Origin of the sequence: Streptomyces sp. NPDC020875, from assembly GCF_040641415.1 — a bacterium.
Lineage (GTDB): Bacteria > Actinomycetota > Actinomycetes > Streptomycetales > Streptomycetaceae > Streptomyces.
Genome location: NZ_JBFADP010000006.1, coordinates 172,136 through 189,955 on the forward strand (window position 1 = coordinate 172,136; position 17,820 = coordinate 189,955).

Genomic DNA, 17,820 nt, shown 5'->3' on the forward strand with positions numbered 1-17,820 from the left:
CGGAGGCCGTATGCGCGGGGGAAGTGCACCGCCCGTAGTCGCCCTGCTGGGTCTGGTCCTGCTGGTCGTCAGCGGTCCGGCGGCCGGGCCGGATTCCGGTTCCGGTCCCGGTCCCGGTTCCGATCAGGAACCGGTGGCCGAGGAGCTGGAGCGGGCCCGGCGGACCGCGGCGGCCTGGGACGGTTCGGCCGCCGCCGAGGCGTGGCGTACCGGGTTCCATCTCCTGGACGTCCTGGTCCGGCCGCCGGACGGCGGCTTCCTGAGCCCGGACGACGAACGCGCCTTCCGGAGCGGGAACTTCGTCCTGCGGGGCACGCTGCCGGACGCCGTGCCCCGGGACGGCCGGGTGGAGTGGGCCGGGGGCGCGTCGCTGCCGCGGCCGGTGGCGGGCGCGGAGGAGACGTTCCGGGCGCTCTCCGCCGGGGCGGGAGCCGATCGGCCGCTGGTGGTGACCGGTGCGCGGCCGGGCCGGATGGCCGTCGCCACCAGCCGGGGCCCCGCGACGGTTCCGGCGTGGCTGTTCACCCTCAAGGGGTATGCCGCTCCCGTGCCGCGAGTCGCCGTCTCACCGTCGGCACTCCCTCCGGCGCCCGTCGCGCCGACTCCCGGGGCGCCGGTACGCGCGCTCCGCGGACTGGCGGAGATCTCGGCCGACGGGCGGGTGCTGACCGTGGTCGCCCCGCACGGGGCGTGCGACGACGGTCCGGTCGTCGGAGTGCTGGAAACCCCGGACAGTGTGGTGCTGACGGCCGGGGTCGCGGGCGCGGAGCACGACGGTGCCTGTACGAAGCAACTGCTGCTGCGGGAGGTGTCGGTGGAGTTGGCCCGGCCGGTGGGCGGTCGAGTGCCGCTCGACGCGCACACCGGCCGGGCCGTGCCCCACGAGGCGGTCCGTGTCCCGGCGCCGGGCCGGGACCGAACCGGAGCACTCCCCGGTCCTCCTCTTCCGATGGAGGACCTCGGCCCGACCTCCGCCCTGACACGGAGGTAGGACCGATCGGGTCCGCCGGTCGCGGCGGGGGCCGAAGCACCCCCTGCCGGTGTCCCCGGGGTGCCTCGGGCACCCCGCCGCGACCGCCGGATTCCGGCCCGGCCCCGTCGGTGTGGGGCCGGGTGGCTCGTTCCGGCGCCGGTCAGCCGCCGAAGTAGGCGTCGTACACGGTGACGCTCGCCTTTCCGCCGCTCAGGTCGGTGACTTCGGCACGCAGGGCCGCCGACTTGCCCTTGGCGGGGTTCGCGATGGTGGTCTTCCCCTGGGTGACGGGCGCGTTGTGCCAGGTCGCGCCGTTGTCGTAGGAGACGGAGACCGTGAGGGACGCCAGGCCCCGGCCGGCCGCCGGGCCCTGGACGGTGACGGGGAAGGTCGCCGTACGGTTCGCCGGGACGGTGCCGTCCGGGGCGACCCGGGCGCCGAACCGTACCGTGGACAGCGGGGTGCGCGTCTCGGCGTCCGTGGCCGGCCGGGCGGCGCGGAAGGTCCACGACGCGTCGATCCGGGTACCGACCGCCGAGACGGCCGGGTCGCGGACGGCCGAGGTGGCCAGGGTGTACTCGGCGTCCTCGGGGCCGACGGCGTACCACTGCCAGCCCTCCAGACCGTCCTCCTTCTCACCGATCTTGGTGGTGCCGCGGTGCAGGGTGGTCGTCGCCGAGGTGTAGGCGGAGCGGCCCGCGTTGCCCCGGCCGTCGGAGAAGAGGGGTACGGAGGCCCGGATCCGGTCGCCCTGCCGGAAGACCCCGGTCGCGGCGTCGACGAGGGGGCCGTGGACGGCGAGGCCGAACTTCAGCCGGTGGGTGGTGCCCGGCCGGAACTCCCGCTCCGGGGAGGTGTAGCGGATCTCGTCCCAGCCCCGGGCGTCGTGCTGGACGGCGGCGAGGGACCAGCGGTTGGGTCCGCCGTCCGAGGCCAGATAGTGGGTGCGGGTGCCGGGCAGGGCGAACGGGTACTCGGAGCCGAAGTCGTTCTTGCTCAGCCGGCCCGTCGCCGTGGTGTGCCCGGTCCTGCCGGGGACGGAGGAGGTGACGTCCGTGGTGACCCGGGCGAAGTCGGCGGCTCCGAACTTCTTGGTGTAGCCGGTGAACAGCCGCTTCACCGAACCTCCGGCGACGACGCCGTACGAGGTCGACGCGTCGCGTTCCCACTGGGCGTGCAGGGTCTCTTTCAGCTCGACGCCGGTGGGCAGGTCCGGGCCGAGCTGGGCCGTGCGGAAGCCCGCGAAGCTGGTGGAGGCGTGGTCTCCGAATTCGATGGACCGGTCCCCGATTCCGGCGTAGACCTGCGCCGACGCCCCGGTCATCCGGGCCGCGGGGTCGGGGACGGTGATCTCGACGGGCTTGGTGGTACGGGCGTCGATGGTGAGGGACGTGTCCTTCGTCAGCGGCAGCTTGGGGTGGACCAGGCGGTCCGTGGCGCCCTCCGGGTTCGAGGCGCCGGCGAAGAGCGCGTAGTCGCCCTTGGGCAGCCGGAGCTTCTCGGTGCCGGTGGCGCTGCCCTCAAGGGTCTCGTCGGCGTCGCCCGCGCCGGAGATCTGCCGGAGGTAGGTGTAGAACTCGGTCCCGGGCCGTCCGTCGCGGCCCACGAAGTCGAGGGTGAGATCGTACGATTCGACCTCGCGCTCCACTGCGGCCGTGGACCGTACGGTCCGGCCGCCGCCGGTCGCGGTGACGACGGCGGTGTAGGTGCCGTTGTTGTCGCCGCCGATCCGGGTGTCCGCCGTCAGCGGCACGGTGGCGGTTCCGCCCGCGGGGACGGTGATCCGGTTCGTACCGAGGGCGAAGAAGCCCGCGGGGGCGGCGGCGCCGCGCGGGTCGAGCGCCGTCACCGCCAGGTCCAGGGCGACCTCGGCGGTGCCGAGGTTGCGGTACGTGATCGCCTTGGTGACGGGCCGGTCGTCGGTGTGCGGCCAGCTCTGGAGGCCGAAGGAGACGGTGTTCTCGTCGGCGACCACGCTCTGCGCCAGGGCGCGTTCGACGTCGACCCGGCCGGTGCCCTGCTGGAAGACGGTGTGCCCGCCGTCGACGGCGGAGGCGGTCAGGGCCGCTTTCAGCCGCTCGCCCGACCAGTCGGGGTGGCGCTGCTTGAGGAGGGCGGCGGCGCCCGCGACGTGCGGGGCGGCCATCGACGTACCGCCGATGGTGAAGTAGCCGGGCGGGTTCTCGCCGACCTGCCGGGCGATGTCGCTGCCGGGCGCGGAGGCGGCCGTGATGCCCACTCCGGGCGCGGTGACATCGGGTTTGACCGTGCCGTCGTGCAACGGTCCGACGCTGGAGAAGTGGGCCATCTTGTCGGTGTCGTCCACGGCGCCGACGGTGAGGGCGGCGGCGGCGCTGCCCGGGGAGCCGACGGTACCGGGGGTGGGGCCGTCGTTGCCCGCGGAGACGGTGAAGAGGACGCCCTTCTCCTTCGACACCCGGTTGACATGGGCTTCCAGGGGGTCGGTCTCGGGCCCGCCGGGGGTGCCGAAGCTCATGCTGATGATGTCGGCGCCCTGCGCGACGGCCCAGTCGACGGCGGCGATGGTCCCGGACTCCATCCCGAAGTCGCCCATCACCTTGCCGTTGAGGAGCTTGGCGCCGGGGGCGACGCCCTTGTACGTACCGCCGGACTTGGCGCCGGTCCCGGCGATGGTCGAGGCGATGTGCGTACCGTGGCCGTTGGTGTCCCTGGTGTCGGCGGCCGAGGTGAAGTTGGCCGCGCCGACCACCTGGGCGGCGAGATCGGGGTGGGTGTCGTCGATACCGCTGTCCAGGACCGCGACGGTGACGCCCCGGCCGTCGTATCCGGCCTGCCACGCCTTGGGGGCGCCGATCCGGCCGACACTGGTGTCGAGGGCGGGGGTGTGGACGGCGTCCAGCCAGACCCGTTCGATGCCGGGGGCGGCCGTGGCGGCGGACCGGGCTCCGGCCCCGCCCGCTCCGGCTCCGGTGAGGGCGGCCCACAGTCCGCCCGGATCGCTCCGGAGAACGGTGACGGCGTCCGCGCCGATCGACGGCAGGGCACGGGCGACCTTCGCGTCGGTACGGACCCCCTGACGGGCCCCGGCCGCCGACGCCCCGGGCGCGTACTCGACCATCACTTTCAGGCCGTCCCGGTAGGCCCGCAGGCTCTCGGGGCCGCTGAGCCGGGTGATGTCGAAGAGCCGCCGGTCGAGGACGCCCCGGGCGATCAGCCGCTGGGCGTCGGCCGGGACGGCGTAGACCCGGCCCCGCTCGGTCGAGGTCCGTACGGCGATCTTCTCCCGGCCCTCGCCGCGCTCGACGGCGGCGACCCGGCCCCGGGCGTCCACCCCGACCCGGTCTCCGGTGATCAGGGTGACCCATCGCAGTCCGGACCGGGTGTCGTCGCCGGTCCGCCCGGTGCCACCGGTTTCGGAACGGCCGGTTCCGCCCGGTGCGGCGCTGTCGGCGAAGGCGATCGGACCGGTCGTTCCGGCCATCAGCGCCGTCGCCACCAGGACGGTGGCGACGGCCGTCGCCCCGCGTCCCGGATGTTTTCTGGAGATCAACTCGACTCCCTGTTCGGCGGGGTCGGGGGGGTGAGGTAGCGGGAGCGGCCCCGCTGCCCGCTCCCGGCGGGGAAGAGAAGGGTTGGCCGGATGACGTTGCCGCCACCGTCCCGGATGGCCGGAACTCGCCGTTGGTCGTGGCGAGTTCCCCGGCCGGAGCCGAAGCGGGGCCGATCGGCGGGCGCCGTCGCCGTACGGAGACCATCCGGGGCTCCGTACCGCCGTACCGGATCCGTCCGGCGGGCCGTCAGTTCTCGTCCTCCGCCGCGCGGTCGGGGAACACGGGGGTCAGTGCGCCGCCGCCGACCGCCCGGAGGCACGCGCGGCCCGGTGCGGCGGGCCCAGCGGGGCGACGGGGACCACGACGTACCCCGAGCGGTCCGGATAGATCACCGAAGTCCGATGGTTATCGGCCACGGTCCCCGTCCACAGATCGACCCGGGGCCACTGTTCCTGCCGGGTGACCGGCGGCTCTTTCTCGGAGACCGCCGACGCCGACGGAATCGGGGCGGTCAAGGTCGTGCCGAGCACGATCAGGGGCAGCAGGAGGAGCGTTCTCCCGCTCGGAGCACCGGTGCGTCTCACGCGTGTCCCACCTTTCGGTGTATGGGGGGGGCGGACCACGGCATACGCGGACGGCCCCGGACCTTTCGACCGGGCCGCGCGCCGCCGGAGCCGTTTCACCCTGGGGTGAGGAACCTGTGGGGCGTTGAGAGTTCATCACCGGACCCGCCACCCCGACCAGGCGGAACCACCGGCAGAAGTACGGTCCGCGATACTTCTGCCGGAGACATCGCGTCCCAGCGGGGGTGACCACCAGGGGGAGCCGGAGCATGACCAGTACGACGCCCAACGAGTTCGGACGGCTGCTGCGCGAACTGCGGGCCGACGCCGGACTCAGCCAGGAGCGGCTGGCCCACGGCGCGGGGGTGAGCGTCCGGGCCCTGGCCGACCTCGAACGCGGCCGGACCACGGGACCGCAGCGCCGTACGGTCGAGGCGCTGGCCGCCGCCCTCGGACTGACCGCGGACCTGGCCCGGTCCCTGGAGGCGGCGGCGGCCCCCGGCCGGCGCCGGGTCCGCCCGCCCGCCGACCCGGCGGAGACGGGCATCCTGTCCCTGCCGAGGGACACCTACGACTTCACCGCCCGCGCCGCGCCCCTGGCGGCCATCGCCGCCCTGGCCGAGGTCGCCGAACCCGCCCACCCGCCCCTGGTCGTCGTCACCGGCTCACCCGGACTCGGCAAGACGGCCTTCGCGGTCCACGCGGCGCACCGGCTCTCACCCGGCTTCCCCGACGGGCAGTTCTGTCTCGACCTGCGCGGCATGGACCCGGAGCCGACCACTCCGGGCGACGCGCTGGCCCGGCTGCTCCGGGTCCTCGGGGTGGCCGCCCGGTCCCTGCCGCGCGACCCGGACGACCGGGCCGGGCTGTTCCGCTCCCTGGTCGCCGACCGCCGGCTGCTGCTGGTCCTCGACAACGCCGTCGACGAGGAGCAGGTACGGCCCCTGCTGCCGGGCTCCGGCGCCTCCCTCACCATCGTCACCAGCCGCGCCGCCCTCACCGGCCTGGAGGCGGCCCACCGCGCCGAACTCCCCCTGCTGCGGCGCGAGGAGGCGGTGGCCCTGCTCACCCGGATCGTCGGCGCCGAACGCGTCGCCCGGGAGGCACAGGCCGCCCGGGACCTCGCCGAACTCTGCGGACGGCTGCCGCTGGCCCTGCGGATCGCCGGTCAGCGGCTGGCGGCCCGGCCCGGGGAGAGCCTCGCCAAGCTCGTCACCCGGCTCGGCCGGGAGGCCCGCAGACTGGACACCCTCCAGACCGGCGACCTGGGCGTACGGGCCGCCTTCGAGCTCTCGTACCAGCAGTTGGAACCGTCCGACCGGCTGCTGCTGCGGCGCTCCGCGCTCTCCGCGGGCGATATCAGCCCCGAGACCGCGGCCCTGCTCGCGGACATCCCGGCCCGGGACGCCGAACTCCGGCTCGAACGGCTCGCCGACCGCGGACTGCTCCAGGCCGACGGGGCGGCCGAGCGCTACCGCTTCCACGATCTGCTCCGGCTCTTCGCCGCCGAACGCGTGGCCGCCGAGGACGACCCGGCGGTCCGGTCGGCCGCCCTGGACCGGACCGCCCGCTGGATGCTGGCCCGCGCGACCGGCGCCGGACTCCACTTCGACGCGGAACACCACGACCGGCCCACGGGCGATCCCGACCCGGCCACCGCCCCGGCCGGGCGCGACGAGGCCAGGGCCTGGCTGGAGGCGGAGCGGGAGCAGTGGCTGGCGGCGCTGCGGCACGGCCGTACCGAAGGCTGGCACCGGCTCGTGGTGGACACCGCCGAGGCGATGCACTGGTTCTCCGACCTCACCCAGCACTGGGAGCAGTGGGTGGAGGTCTTCCGCTGCTCCGCCGAGGCCGCCCGGGCCCTGGGCAGTCCGCGCGAGGAGGCCACCCATCTCAACTATCTGGCCTGGTCCTACAGCATCTGCGCGCACGATCCGCATGCCGCCCTGGACACCGCGCGGGTGGCCCTGGCCACGGCCCGGGCCTGCGGCGATCCGCTCCAGACGGGCTGGGCGCTGGGCTACGGCTCGGGGGCGCTGCGCCGGATCGGGCGGACGGAGGAGGCCATCACCTGGCTCCGCGAGGCGGCCGAGTGCCATCGGCCCAATACCTCGGCCGACGGCCGGCTGGCCCTGCTGAGCTGCCTCAACACCCTCGGTGAGACCCTGCGCGAGTACGGGGATCCGGAGCAGGCCCTCGACATCCATCTGCGCAGCCTGGCCATCTGCCGGGAGGGCATCCCCGGCCCGGCGACCATTCTGGGCATGTACCGGGCCGCCGCCCTGCGGCATCTCGGCAACGACTACTCGGCGCTCGGCCGGTGGCGGGAGGCCGAGGCATCGCTGCGCGAGGCGCTGGCGGTCTTCGAAGCGGCGGACATGCCGTCGTGGAGCGGGCCCGCCCAGCTCGAACTCGGGCGGGTACTGCGGCGGCTGGGCCAGGAGGAGGAGGCCCGTACGGCGCTGACCAGCGCCCTGCGGACCTTCACCGAGCACCACCATCCGCGCCGGGCCGAGGCCGCGGCGGAGCTGCGCGCCGCCGGTGTCCCCGCGATCGGGATCCGGGCCGCCGAGCTTCCGGCGGCCGACGGCGGCCCGCACTCCTGACGCGGAGACCGGGCCGGCGGAGTGTCGCGCCGCCGGCCCGGGGGTGGATCCGTAAACCTCCGTCCGCTCCTTCGCGCGAGGTCGACTGACTCGTGCCATCGGCCATGGGTCAACGATCCGTCAGCGGCTCCGGATCCCTCGCGGGTTCCACCGCGCCCTGCGCGGGCACGGCCGGAACACCCTCGGCGGCGGGGGTGTTGCGCCCCTCCACCACGACCGCGGACTCCAGCGGGGAGGCGATCTCCTGCCCCTTGCTGCGGGACGCCCAGTCGCGGATGCCGATCAGCACCATCACGAAGAAGATCGCGTAGACGATCCCGGAGAAGTACAGCTCCGAGTGGATGGCCAGCGGCACCCCGACCAGGTCGACGGCGAGCCAGGCGAACCAGAACTCCACATACCGCCGGGCCTGGGTGTACATCGCGAGGATCGAGCCGACGAAGATCCAGGCGTCGGCCAGCACCATCCACCAGGGGGCGCCCGGGTAGAAGGACGCGTCGGTCGACTTCAGCAGCGCGGCGAAGGCGATGGTCCCGGCGACCATCGCGACCAGCAGCAGGGACCGCTCACGCCAGGACGCCCAGCGGACGTTGATGGCGCCTTCCCTCTCCCGGCTGCGCTTCCACGTCGCCCAGCCCCAGGAGGCCGATGCTATGATCACAACCTGCCGGGCGGCGTTTCCTCCGAGGTCCACATTGAGGCTGGCGATCAGCAGCAGCACCGATCCCAGGATCTGCACCGGCCAGGCGATAAGCAGTCTTCGCAGCGCCAGCCACACGGTGGCGAGCGCGAGGATGTTGCCGAGGAAGTCGGACCAGTAGACGTCCAGGCCGAAGAAGCTGAATTGCTCGTTCAACCACTGGAATGCACTCATTACTCACACCTTTGTTCGTTCTGAGCAAGGCTGGTGTGGGGGGGGTGTGGCCCGGACGGGCCGTCAAGTGGGCGGGGAGCCCGGCGGTGCGCGCCGGGTCCCCGCGGAGAAGTGCCCCGGTCTCAGGCCGAGGCGGACTTGCGGGCGGTACGCCCCGAGGCGGCGAGCGCCTCGGCGCGGACCCGGCGGCCGTGGCCGGAGGCGAGCAGGGCCTCCGACCGCAGGACGTCCCGGCGGGCGGCGCGTACCAGCTCGCCGGACGAGGCGAACTTCACCGTGTCCCTGATCCGGGCCACGAACCACAGTCCGACGCGTTCTCCGTAGAACTCGTCCGACATGTCGTGGCAGTAGACCTCCAGATGGACTTCCTCGGTGTCGACGAAGGTGGGGTTCGACCCGATGCTGATGGTGCCGGGGTGGACCAGGCCGGTGGCCGGGCGGACGACCCAGCCGCTGTAGATCGCGGGCGGCGGGATCCGGGTACCGGGGTCGGCCGCGATGTTGGCGGTGGGGAAGCCGAGCCCGCGGCCCCGGCCCGCGCCCCGGACCACCGTGCCGGTGAGCCGGGTGCGCACCGTCGGTTCCTCAGCCATGGGGGATGAGCTCGCGGAACTGGCTGGTGTGGAAGACCAGGGGCTCCACACCGGTGAACAACTCGGCCGTCAGCAGCTCCATCAGCACGATCTCGTGGTCGCCGCCGTCGTGGACGGCGCTGACCCGGGCCGTCAGCCAGAGCGCGGCGTCGTCGATCAGTACGGCGCCCTCGGGCGACGGCCGCCAGGTGACGCCGTCGAAGCGGTCGCCGTCCCGGGACGCCAGCTTCCGGCAGAGCGCGCCCTGGCCGTGGCTGAGCACGCTCAGCCCCAGGACGGGCGCCTCCGCGAGCCGGGGCCAGGTGGCCGAGGTACGGGCCACGCTGACCGCGACCATCGGCGGCTGGAGCGAGATCGAGACGAAGGAGCTGGCGGCGAAGCCGACGGGCTCGGTTCCGCGCAGCGCGCAGATCGCGACGACGCCGGTCGGGTAGGCCCCGAACGCCCGTCGCAGCGTCCCGGCGTCCAGCTCCGCCGACCCGGCGGGCCCGGGCGGCTGGTGGGCAGACGTGACCATGGTCTTCGACATCCTCTCGGCTCGATCCGTACGCGGTTCAGTGGTGGCGGTGGCGGGCCGCGGGGTGGCTGCCGGGCAGCGCGCTGTCGCCCGCCCCGGTGAGCCGCTCGCGCAGGCTCTCGCCGTCGGTGTACTCGCCGCGGAAGACACCGCGGGACCGCAGGATCGGCAGGACCGACTCCACGAAGTCCGTGGTGGAGGTGGGCTGGATGGTCGGCGAGAGCAGGAAGCCGTCCAGGTCGGCGCCCTCGGCGAGGGCGCAGATCTCGTCGGCGATCTCCTCGGCGGTGCCGACGACGGGGCGGGCGCCGACGCCGTGGGTGTGCCAGTCGGCGAGGACGTCGCCGACGGTCTGCCCGGCGAACCGGGCCACCTGGGTCTGCGACAGCTCGGTGGAGAGTTCCGTCATCGGGGTCTCGGGGGCGTAGGACGAGAGGTCGAGCCCGGTGAACATGGCGTAGCTGGCGACGGTCACCTCGGCGCGCTGGGCGTCGAGGATCCGCTGGTAGCGGCGCTCGGCGTCGGCCGTGGTGGCGCCGATGACACAGGAGAAGGCCGACATCACCTTGACGTCGTCGGCGGCCCGGCCCGCCTTGACGGCCTCCTCGCGGATGGCGGTGGTGTGTCCGGCGAGTTGGGCGACCGAGCCGCTGCCGACGAACATGCACTCGCCGTGCCGGCCGCCGACCCGGCGGCCCGCGGGCGAGGCACCGGCCTGGAAGAGGACCGGGGTGCCCTGCGGGGAGCGGGCGGTGTTGCCGTACCCCTCGGAGCGGAAGAACGGGCCCTTGTGGCTGACGAGGTGGACCTTGGCGGGGTCGGCGAACCGGCCCTCCTTGTCCTTCTCCAGGGCGTCCGGCTCCCAGGCGCCCTCCCAGTACTTGTAGACCAGCTCCAGGAAGTCCTCGGCCATCCGGTAGCGGTCGTCGTGGGCGACCATGTCCATCCCGAACGCCTTGACCGCGGTGTCGGCCGTTCCGGTCGTCACGATGTTCCAGCCGATCCGGCCGCCGGAGAGCTGGTCCAGGGTGGCCAGCCGGCGGGCGAAGGCGTACGGCGGCTCCACCAGCACCGAGCCCGTCATCACCAGGCCCAGGTTGGTGGTGGTGGAGAGCAGCGCCGACGCCACCACTATCGGGTCGAGCCGCGGCAGGTCGAGGGTCTCCTCGGTGGCGATGGCCGGGCGGGTCCCGTCGATCTCCGACCAGCCCCAGGCGTCCGCGAGGAACAGGAAGTCCAGCTTGGCGTCCTCGCACACGGCGGCGAGGTCGCGCCAGTACTGGAGCGTGTCGAAGAGGTGCCGCTCACTGTCCGGGTGGCGCCAGGTGGCGGTGCCGCTCGCGTTGGTCTGGGCGTTCTCGAAGAGGCCGATCTTCAGGTTCCGCATGGTGGTTCTCCGTAGTGCTGGTGGGCGACCGGGGGAGGTCAGGAAGCAGAGGTGACCGCGAGGGGGTCGAGCTGGCCGGCGTACGGCATCGAGGTCTGGGCGCCGAGACCGGTGGTCGCGTACGACGCCGCGCGCACCGCCCGCGCGACGGCCGCCGGGAGGGCGGCGCCGCGGCCGAGGGAGTCGGCGAGGGCGCCGCAGAAGGTGTCGCCGGCGCCCACGGTGTCCACGGCGTCGACCGAGGGGGCGGGGATGTGCAGGGTGTCCGGACTGCCCGCCTCCTTCAGTACGGCTCCGTCCGCGCCGAGCGTGACGACCACGGCCCGGCACGGCAGATCGGCACGGACCAGCAGGTCACGGGCCTCGTCCACGGTGGCGGGCGGGTCCGTGTCGAGCAGTGCGGCCAGTTCGACGCGGTTGGGTACGAGGACGTCGACGGCGGCCAGGATCCGGGCGTCGACGGCCCGGGCCGGGGCGGGGTTGAGGACCACCACCCCGCCCTGCTCATGGGCGCGGAGCACGGCCAGCTCGACCACCTCGGGGGCGATCTCGTGCTGGACGAGGACGATCTCGCCCGGGGCGCGTACCAGCCGGTCCGGCAGGTCCCCGGCGCCGAGTTCGGCGTTGGCGCCCGGGTTGACGACGATGGTGTTCTCCCCCTCGTCGTCGACGACCACGGCGGCGATCCCGGTGGTGGACCGCTCCCGGGCCCGGACGGCGTCCAGGTCCACGCCCTCGGCCGCCAGGGCGTCGAGGATGGCGGCCGCGTCCGTGCCGACCCCGGCGACCAGTCGCACCCGTGATCCGAGCCGGGCGGCGGCGACGGCCTGGTTGGCGCCCTTGCCGCCGACCCCCTCCACGAAGCGCCGCGCGAGCACGGTCTCACCCGGCTTCGGCAGATCCTCGACGGTCAGCACGAAGTCGCGGTTCACCGAACCGACGACGGTGATGGGCGACATGTGAACTCCTTGGGAGATCGATTTCCGACATGCTGTACCAGGGTTCCGGAACCGTCAAGTACCCTCTTGCTTCCCGATCGCCCCGCCGCCGTGGCGCATCCCCGCCCGACCGACCGAGAAGGATCACCACGTGACAGCGCCCCGACTCATCGACGTGGCCGAGGCCGCCGGGGTCTCCCGCGCCACCGCGTCACGGGTACTCGCCGGTACCCAGCGGAATGTCGATCCGGAACTGGCCCGCCGGGTCGAACAGGCGGCACAGCGGCTGGGCTACCAGCCCAACCACTCCGCCCGCGCCCTGCGCACCGGCGCGACCGGAACCATCGGCGTGGTGGTCCCCACACTCGCCAACCCGTACTTCGTCCAGCTCGCCGACGCCATCGCCCAGCGGGTCCGGGCGGCGGGCGGCACCCTGGTGGTCACCGACGCGGCCAACGACACCACGATCGAGGCCGAGCAGATCGAGACCCTGCTCGGCGGCCGGGTCGACGGCCTCTTCGTGGTCCCGGTCTCGGCCGACGGCTCGGGCCCGGCCATCCGGGACGCCGCCGGACGGCGCCCCGTGGTCCTCTTCGACCGCTGGGCCAAGGACTCGGGCACGGTCGCGGTCACCCTCGACAACGCCTCGGCGGTCCGGCTCCTGGTCGACCACCTGGAGGGCATCGGCCGCCACCGGATCGCCCTCGTCGCCGACCAGGCCTCGTCATCGGGCGCCGAACGCGTGGCGGCCTTCGCCGACTCCCAGGGCCCCGACGCCACCACCATCCTGCTCCCCGGCTTCAGCACCGACGGCGGCCGGACGGCGGCCCGCCGGATCATCGAACAGCGGGACCGGATCGACGCGGTGGTCTGCGGGGCGGACGTCCTCGCGGTCGGCCTGGTGAGCACCCTGCACCGCTCGTCGGTCGCGGTCCCCCGCCAGATCGCGGTCACCGGCTTCGACGACACGGAGATGCTCAAACTCCTCGACCCGCCGATCACCTCCATCCGCCACCCTCTCGCCGCGATGGCCGAACGCGGCCTGACGCTCCTTCAGGCCCCGGTCAGGGAAAGGGCGGAGCGGATCGAGAGGTTCGCGCCGGAACTGGTGGTCAGGGCGTCGACGGACGAGAGCTGACACCCCGTCACAGACGCCGGACCCGGCCGGACGTCCACCTGAAAAACCGCCGCCCCTTCGCCCCGGACATCCAGGGCGAAGGGGCGGCGGTCCTGCTTCGAGCGTCGGCCGTCAGGCGTCCGGGCCTGCGGCATCGGCCGCGGCCTCGGCATCACGACGGGCCTTGAGGCGCTTGGACTCCTCACGGACCTCCGACTGGGTGGCGCGCTCGCGGACCAGCCACTCCGGGGGGTTCTCCTTGAGGGCCTCGATCTGGTCCGTGGTGAGCGGCTCCGTGATCCCGCCGCGGGCGAGACCGGAGATCGAGGTACCGAGCCGGGCCGCGACCACCGGACGGGGGTGCGGGCCGTTCTTGCGCAGCTCGCGCAGCCAGGCGGGCGGGTCGGTCTGGAGCGCGTTCAGTTCGTCGCGGGTCACGACCCCCTCACGGAACTCCGCGGGGGTGGCTTCGAGGTACACACCCAGCTTCTTCGCCGCCGTGGCGGGCTTCATGGACTGGGTGCTGCGGTGCGACGTCATGAGGCCAAGGATATCGAGTGCGCCCGGCGAATCCGACCACGCACGGTAATCTGGGCCCGTGACAGCCCCCGATCCCACCCCCGCGTCCCCCGGTTTCCGGCTCGCCTACGTACCCGGCGCGACCCCGGCGAAATGGGCCCGGATCTGGCGGGAGCGGCTGCCGGACATCCCGCTGGAACTGCTCCAGACCCCGGTCGCCGAGGCTCCCGGCCTGCTCCGCGACGGCGGCGCGGACGCCGGGCTGGTCCGGCTGCCGGTGGACCGTACGGTCTTCAGCGCCATCCCCCTCTACACCGAGACCACCGTGGTGATCGTCCCCAAGGACCACCTGATCGCGGCGGCCGACGAGGTCTCCGTGACGGATCTCTCGGACGAGATCGTGCTGCACCCCCTCGACGACCCGCTCGGCTGGGAGGCGCTCCCGGGACGACCCGCGATCGAACGCCCGGCGACCACGGCGGACGCGATCGAGCTGGTGGCGGCCGGGGTGGGCGTACTGGTGGCCCCGCAGTCCCTGGCCCGGCTGCACCACCGCCGGGACCTCACCTATCGGACCGTGGTCGACGCGCCGCAGTCCTCCGTCGCCCTGGCCTGGCCCGAGGAGGCCACCACCGACCTGGTGGAGGACTTCATCGGCATCGTCCGGGGCCGCACGGTGAACAGCACCCGGGGCCGCCGCCGCGAGGACGAGAAGCCCGCGAAGCCCGGCGGGGCCGGGCGTGGCGGATCCGGAACCAAGTCCGGATCCGGGTCCGGGTCCGGTCAGCGGCGGTCCGCCACCGGCGGCGGCCGTACGGGATCGGGCTCCGCCTCCCGCACCGGCCGCGCCGCTTCCGGCGGCCGCTCGGGCGGCGGCTCGGGTCGCGGCTCCGGCGGCACCCGGGGCCGCAAGCCGGGACGCGGCGGCCGCTGACCCCGGGGCGGGGCGCCCCTTCCGACACGCGGTGGTGACCTTCCGTAGTCGGCAGGAAGCGCGCCGTGCGCCTGGTGAACGTACTGAGGGGCTGACGCGGGAGAGCCCCACCCGTTTGGCCGACGATCTACAGTCTCCGAGCCATAACTGCATACAACGGCGAGTCGTCAGAAGGCTTCGCCTCGCCCACTTTGGCGTAGCTCCACCGCTCATACATGGCCTGGACCCGGGGGCGTTGGATCTCTACCGTGAGTGCAACCAAGTCGGCCGTTACTTCTTCGAGCAGGGCGTCATGGATTCGCTTCGCACGGCCCGTGCCGCGCCAGTTCGGAACGACCATGAGTTCCGACAGCGCGAAGACGGATCCTCTGAGGTCACGGGGGCGCAGGTGCCCCTTCCACCAGCCACCCGGTTTGAACATGGAGCCGTACGTATAGCCGACGGGTTCACCGTTCTCCCAGCCCGAAACGCATACCCAGTCTTCCCGTGCAGACCAGCGGTCGAAGAAGTGGGAGAAGCGCTCGCGCGAGTGGAACTCGTCGGAGGTATCGGCGTATGCCTCGTCATGGATGTCCAGTAGCAGGGAGCGTAGGCCCCTTGCGTCCGCGTGTGTATGGCGCCTCAGATCCATTCAGCAGACTCCTCAATCCATTCGACAACTTCGGATACGTTCGAAGCCGACGCCACGAGAACCTTTCGCGTGGCAGCCAGAGTACGGATCACGCGCCCCGAATCGGCAGCCAGCGGAAGCGTCGAATACGCCTTTCGGCTTGTCGCCCCAGCCAGCTCAAGATCACCTTGCTTAGCCTGAGCGAGGGATAGATGCGCCGTATACAAGGCTCGATTGCGAATCTTCCCTTCCGGAATGGACGCAAGCGCGCGATGAAGACAGTACTCGGCCTTCGCGTGCTCCCCGAGAGCCACCCAGACAAACGCAGACAGGGCATCGAACTCGCTACTGTCGTAGAACCTTATCCACTCGGGCCGACCTCGGTCAGAGGCTCGCGCATAGGCGTTTTCAGCATCATTCAGGGCTCTCAGCGCTTCGGAACGCCGCGATGGCAAGCGGGCCAGTCCGTTGGCGTTGCGCAAATGCCCGAGGGAGGAGTAGAGCGAATCTCGCCGTGCGACAGAGGAGCGCTTCATAACCTCTGCGACCGCTACGGCTTCAGGATGATTCTCCCGCACGCTGGACGTCAGGAAAATATGGTTCCAGACGTGAAACATTGCGTCGCCGTCCCGAGAAAGGCCGGCAAAGGTCAGGGCCCTGTCGAGGTGCGCACGCGCCCGCCGTGGCGCCTTGGCATCGAGCGCGGCGAACGCGGCGGAGCTGAGGACCTCCGCGACAAGCCGCTGAAGCAGGCCCTGCACCCGGGCTGAGGTAGTAGAAATCGCCAGAGCGGATTGGATTCGCGAAGCCAGTTCGACCGCCAGGCCCTCCGTCTTCTTAGAGTCCCGCCCTGCGTCGTCATCCCGAAGGATGGCCACGTAATCCTGATGGAAGCGCCGCACATCGCTGGTGCCGAGCCGCCCAAGGGGGTCAGGGTCCGAGATTCCGACAACGAGAGCTGCCCCACCTGCGGCATTGAGGATTGTGCGACGACGCATGGGGCCATCCTCCGGGGGTAATGGGCGCTTAGTGCGCGGCACGAACCCTAGATCCACAGCACTCGCGCAGAGAGCCCTCTCCAGACCGATCCTGATTCGCTCCTGCGGCCATCTGGATGCGCCGCGCAGCCATCGACGTACATCTGCGTCGGTGACGTTGCCCTGTTTCCCTGTGAGAACGCCGATCTCAACATTGACGAGACAGGCTAACTCTCTCTGCTTGAGCCGGAGTTCCTCGATGCGGGCGGCGAGCTTCCGGTTCGGCTGCGGCATGCCTTCACGGTAGCTCTGAGCGACGGCCAAGACACCACCGAAGGTAAAATTCACCGGTGTCACGTGCGGACGCTCCCCGCCGTTTCACCTGTCCCGGGGGCCAGGGCGGTCGTTGACTGGGCATTGAAAGAACCCCGGGACCGTGCGTGCGCTCGGTCCCGGGGTGTGGTCATTAACCCTCGTGAAGGTTGACGACAGTGCCCAACGCTAAAAGCGGACCGCCCACAAGTCCTCATGGCGGAGACGACACGAGTAGCCGCGATTGGCCTGTGCCCATGGCGCTTGTGTGGCCGCCGTGTGAGTGCGGGAGTCCCCGGTGTCCCGACGCCGTCCCGGCGGACCAAGGCGCCGACGCGGACGCGGACGACCGTTCGTTCAGTCCGACCATGGCGCGTCTTCGCCCGCAGGTGTCGAGCGCCAACCGCCGTGCTGGGGGTGTGCTGTGAACCCGACCGAACAGTGCCGGGAGTGCCTACGGCTTCGCGCCCTGCTGGAAGAAGCGCGGCGGGCGGGGGATCTGTCGCTGGCCGTGGACTGTCGCGTATTGCTGCGGCGTCATCCGTCGCACGACGGCGTGCCCGTGGCCGCTGCCGGGCCGGACGCGTGAGCGGGGCGTCGCGGTTTCGGGAGTGGACTTTGGATGCCGTCGCGTCTGAGGGCGTGACGCTCAGGGTCGAGTGTGTCTCGGGGTCTCCCCGGTGCGGACAGGAACCGCCGGAACCCGGCAACGCACGGCCCGTCGACGCGGAGTACGCCGAGGTCTGGATGGCGTTCCATCTCAGTGTGACCGGGCACCGGCGGTTCTCCCGGGTCGTGTGCGACACCGTCCAGTGGAACCCCCCGCCCGGCACCCTCCCCGACTCCCGTCAGGGCGTAACACCGTGAACACGTCTGCCGGGTTCCGGGTGGAGATCACTGTCGAAGGGCCCGTCTACGGAACCCTCCACACCGCCCGCGTCACCCTCGGCACGTTCGAAACCCCCTACCCCGGGCGGGCCCTGCGATGGACCTCCGTACAAGCCCACCGGATCGCCGACCGCCTCGACCCCGCCCCGGACACCCCCTGGGCCACCGGCTCACTGCGACACCTGCCCGCATACGCCTACGACACGGGCGACGCCCCCACCCAACTCCGCCACTGGGCCACCCCCGAACTCATCGGCACCGCCCACCACCGATTACGCCACGGCCACCCGGTCACCCTCACCGCCACCGACCACACCGGCCGCTACACCGCCACCATCACACCCCCACCGCACCGAAACGCCCCGACCCAACCCACCGGGGCATCCCCGAGGTAACCCCCCATGACCCGCGAAGCGCTCCTCACCACCCCCCAGCCCTTCACCCCACCCTGCGCCTACTGCGGACACCCAACCGGAGCC

The 17,820-nt window shown here is 72.4% G+C and carries 15 protein-coding genes; 5 read left to right on the plus strand and 10 right to left on the minus strand.

Annotated elements, in window-relative coordinates; genetic code table 11:
* The first annotated feature begins 10 nt into the window (after positions 1–10).
* Positions 11–991, plus strand: a complete 981-nt coding sequence (locus AB0G74_RS05620) for a hypothetical protein (RefSeq protein ID WP_361141049.1) — start codon at positions 11–13, stop codon at positions 989–991.
* A 142-nt stretch (positions 992–1,133) separates the two neighbouring features.
* Here AB0G74_RS05620 and AB0G74_RS05625 read toward each other — a convergent pair whose 3' ends face one another.
* Both AB0G74_RS05625 and AB0G74_RS05630 read right to left on the minus strand, forming a co-directional pair.
* Positions 1,134–4,505 carry a S8 family serine peptidase gene (locus AB0G74_RS05625; protein ID WP_361141051.1) on the minus strand — a complete coding sequence of 1,124 codons (3,372 nt, stop codon included), beginning with the start codon at positions 4,503–4,505 and terminating at the stop codon, positions 1,134–1,136.
* A gap of 288 nt (positions 4,506–4,793) precedes the next feature.
* Positions 4,794–5,090, minus strand: coding sequence for a hypothetical protein (locus AB0G74_RS05630; RefSeq protein ID WP_361141052.1), 297 nt, complete (start codon positions 5,088–5,090; stop codon positions 4,794–4,796).
* Between the two features lie 248 nt (positions 5,091–5,338).
* Here AB0G74_RS05630 and AB0G74_RS05635 point away from each other — a divergent pair, with 248 nt between their 5' ends.
* Positions 5,339–7,675 carry a tetratricopeptide repeat protein gene (locus AB0G74_RS05635; RefSeq protein ID WP_361141054.1) on the plus strand — a complete coding sequence of 779 codons (2,337 nt, stop codon included), beginning with the start codon at positions 5,339–5,341 and terminating at the stop codon, positions 7,673–7,675.
* 109 nt (positions 7,676–7,784) lie between these two features.
* Here AB0G74_RS05635 and AB0G74_RS05640 read toward each other — a convergent pair whose 3' ends face one another.
* The 5 genes from AB0G74_RS05640 to AB0G74_RS05660 all read right to left on the minus strand — a co-directional run bounded on the left by AB0G74_RS05640 (position 7,785) and on the right by AB0G74_RS05660 (position 12,005).
* The gene (locus AB0G74_RS05640) at positions 7,785–8,549 is read right to left on the minus strand and encodes a nicotinamide mononucleotide transporter family protein (RefSeq protein ID WP_361141056.1); all 765 of its coding nucleotides are present in this window, start codon (positions 8,547–8,549) and stop codon (positions 7,785–7,787) included.
* A 122-nt stretch (positions 8,550–8,671) separates the two neighbouring features.
* Positions 8,672–9,142 carry a riboflavin kinase gene (locus AB0G74_RS05645; RefSeq protein WP_361141058.1) on the minus strand — a complete coding sequence of 157 codons (471 nt, stop codon included), beginning with the start codon at positions 9,140–9,142 and terminating at the stop codon, positions 8,672–8,674.
* The gene (locus tag AB0G74_RS05650) at positions 9,135–9,659 is read right to left on the minus strand and encodes a flavin reductase family protein (protein WP_361141060.1); all 525 of its coding nucleotides are present in this window, start codon (positions 9,657–9,659) and stop codon (positions 9,135–9,137) included. The genes AB0G74_RS05645 and AB0G74_RS05650 overlap by 8 nt, the downstream gene beginning before the upstream one ends.
* Positions 9,660–9,696: 37 nt before the next feature.
* Complete coding sequence (locus AB0G74_RS05655) at positions 9,697–11,046, minus strand: NtaA/DmoA family FMN-dependent monooxygenase (protein WP_361141062.1); 1,350 nt, start codon at positions 11,044–11,046, stop codon at positions 9,697–9,699.
* A gap of 38 nt (positions 11,047–11,084) precedes the next feature.
* Complete coding sequence (locus tag AB0G74_RS05660) at positions 11,085–12,005, minus strand: ribokinase (protein WP_361141064.1); 921 nt, start codon at positions 12,003–12,005, stop codon at positions 11,085–11,087.
* Between the two features lie 130 nt (positions 12,006–12,135).
* Between AB0G74_RS05660 and AB0G74_RS05665 the strand changes: the two genes are divergently transcribed.
* On the plus strand, positions 12,136–13,122 hold the full coding sequence (locus AB0G74_RS05665) for a LacI family DNA-binding transcriptional regulator (protein WP_361141066.1): 987 nt from the start codon (positions 12,136–12,138) through the stop codon (positions 13,120–13,122).
* 111 nt (positions 13,123–13,233) lie between these two features.
* Here AB0G74_RS05665 and AB0G74_RS05670 read toward each other — a convergent pair whose 3' ends face one another.
* A complete protein-coding gene (locus tag AB0G74_RS05670; protein ID WP_361141068.1) occupies positions 13,234–13,641 on the minus strand; it encodes a DUF5997 family protein in 408 nt (135 codons plus the stop codon).
* Between the two features lie 58 nt (positions 13,642–13,699).
* Here AB0G74_RS05670 and AB0G74_RS05675 point away from each other — a divergent pair, with 58 nt between their 5' ends.
* Positions 13,700–14,554 (plus strand): LysR family substrate-binding domain-containing protein, encoded by an 855-nt coding sequence (locus AB0G74_RS05675; RefSeq protein ID WP_361141070.1) that lies wholly within the window; start codon positions 13,700–13,702, stop codon positions 14,552–14,554.
* Positions 14,555–14,681: 127 nt separating this feature from the next.
* Here AB0G74_RS05675 and AB0G74_RS05680 read toward each other — a convergent pair whose 3' ends face one another.
* Entirely contained in the window at positions 14,682–15,185 is a 504-nt protein-coding gene (locus tag AB0G74_RS05680; RefSeq protein ID WP_361141072.1) for a GNAT family N-acetyltransferase, read from the minus strand.
* Positions 15,176–16,498 (minus strand): XRE family transcriptional regulator, encoded by a 1,323-nt coding sequence (locus tag AB0G74_RS05685; RefSeq protein ID WP_361141074.1) that lies wholly within the window; start codon positions 16,496–16,498, stop codon positions 15,176–15,178. The genes AB0G74_RS05680 and AB0G74_RS05685 overlap by 10 nt, the downstream gene beginning before the upstream one ends.
* A gap of 818 nt (positions 16,499–17,316) precedes the next feature.
* Here AB0G74_RS05685 and AB0G74_RS05690 point away from each other — a divergent pair.
* Positions 17,317–17,736 carry a hypothetical protein gene (locus AB0G74_RS05690; protein WP_361141075.1) on the plus strand — a complete coding sequence of 140 codons (420 nt, stop codon included), beginning with the start codon at positions 17,317–17,319 and terminating at the stop codon, positions 17,734–17,736.
* The last annotated feature ends 84 nt before the right edge of the window (positions 17,737–17,820 follow it).

Coding starts and splice junctions, on each gene's coding strand:
- AB0G74_RS05660 (WP_361141064.1), bottom strand. CDS start 12,005: ATGTCGCCCATCACCGTCGTCGGTTCGGTGAACCGCGACTTCGTGCTG.
- AB0G74_RS05650 (WP_361141060.1), bottom strand. CDS start 9,659: ATGGTCACGTCTGCCCACCAGCCGCCCGGGCCCGCCGGGTCGGCGGAG.
- AB0G74_RS05680 (WP_361141072.1), bottom strand. CDS start 15,185: ATGGATCTGAGGCGCCATACACACGCGGACGCAAGGGGCCTACGCTCC.
- AB0G74_RS05645 (WP_361141058.1), bottom strand. CDS start 9,142: ATGGCTGAGGAACCGACGGTGCGCACCCGGCTCACCGGCACGGTGGTC.
- AB0G74_RS05655 (WP_361141062.1), bottom strand. CDS start 11,046: ATGCGGAACCTGAAGATCGGCCTCTTCGAGAACGCCCAGACCAACGCG.
- AB0G74_RS05640 (WP_361141056.1), bottom strand. CDS start 8,549: ATGAGTGCATTCCAGTGGTTGAACGAGCAATTCAGCTTCTTCGGCCTG.
- AB0G74_RS05635 (WP_361141054.1), top strand. CDS start 5,339: ATGACCAGTACGACGCCCAACGAGTTCGGACGGCTGCTGCGCGAACTG.
- AB0G74_RS05620 (WP_361141049.1), top strand. CDS start 11: ATGCGCGGGGGAAGTGCACCGCCCGTAGTCGCCCTGCTGGGTCTGGTC.
- AB0G74_RS05670 (WP_361141068.1), bottom strand. CDS start 13,641: ATGACGTCGCACCGCAGCACCCAGTCCATGAAGCCCGCCACGGCGGCG.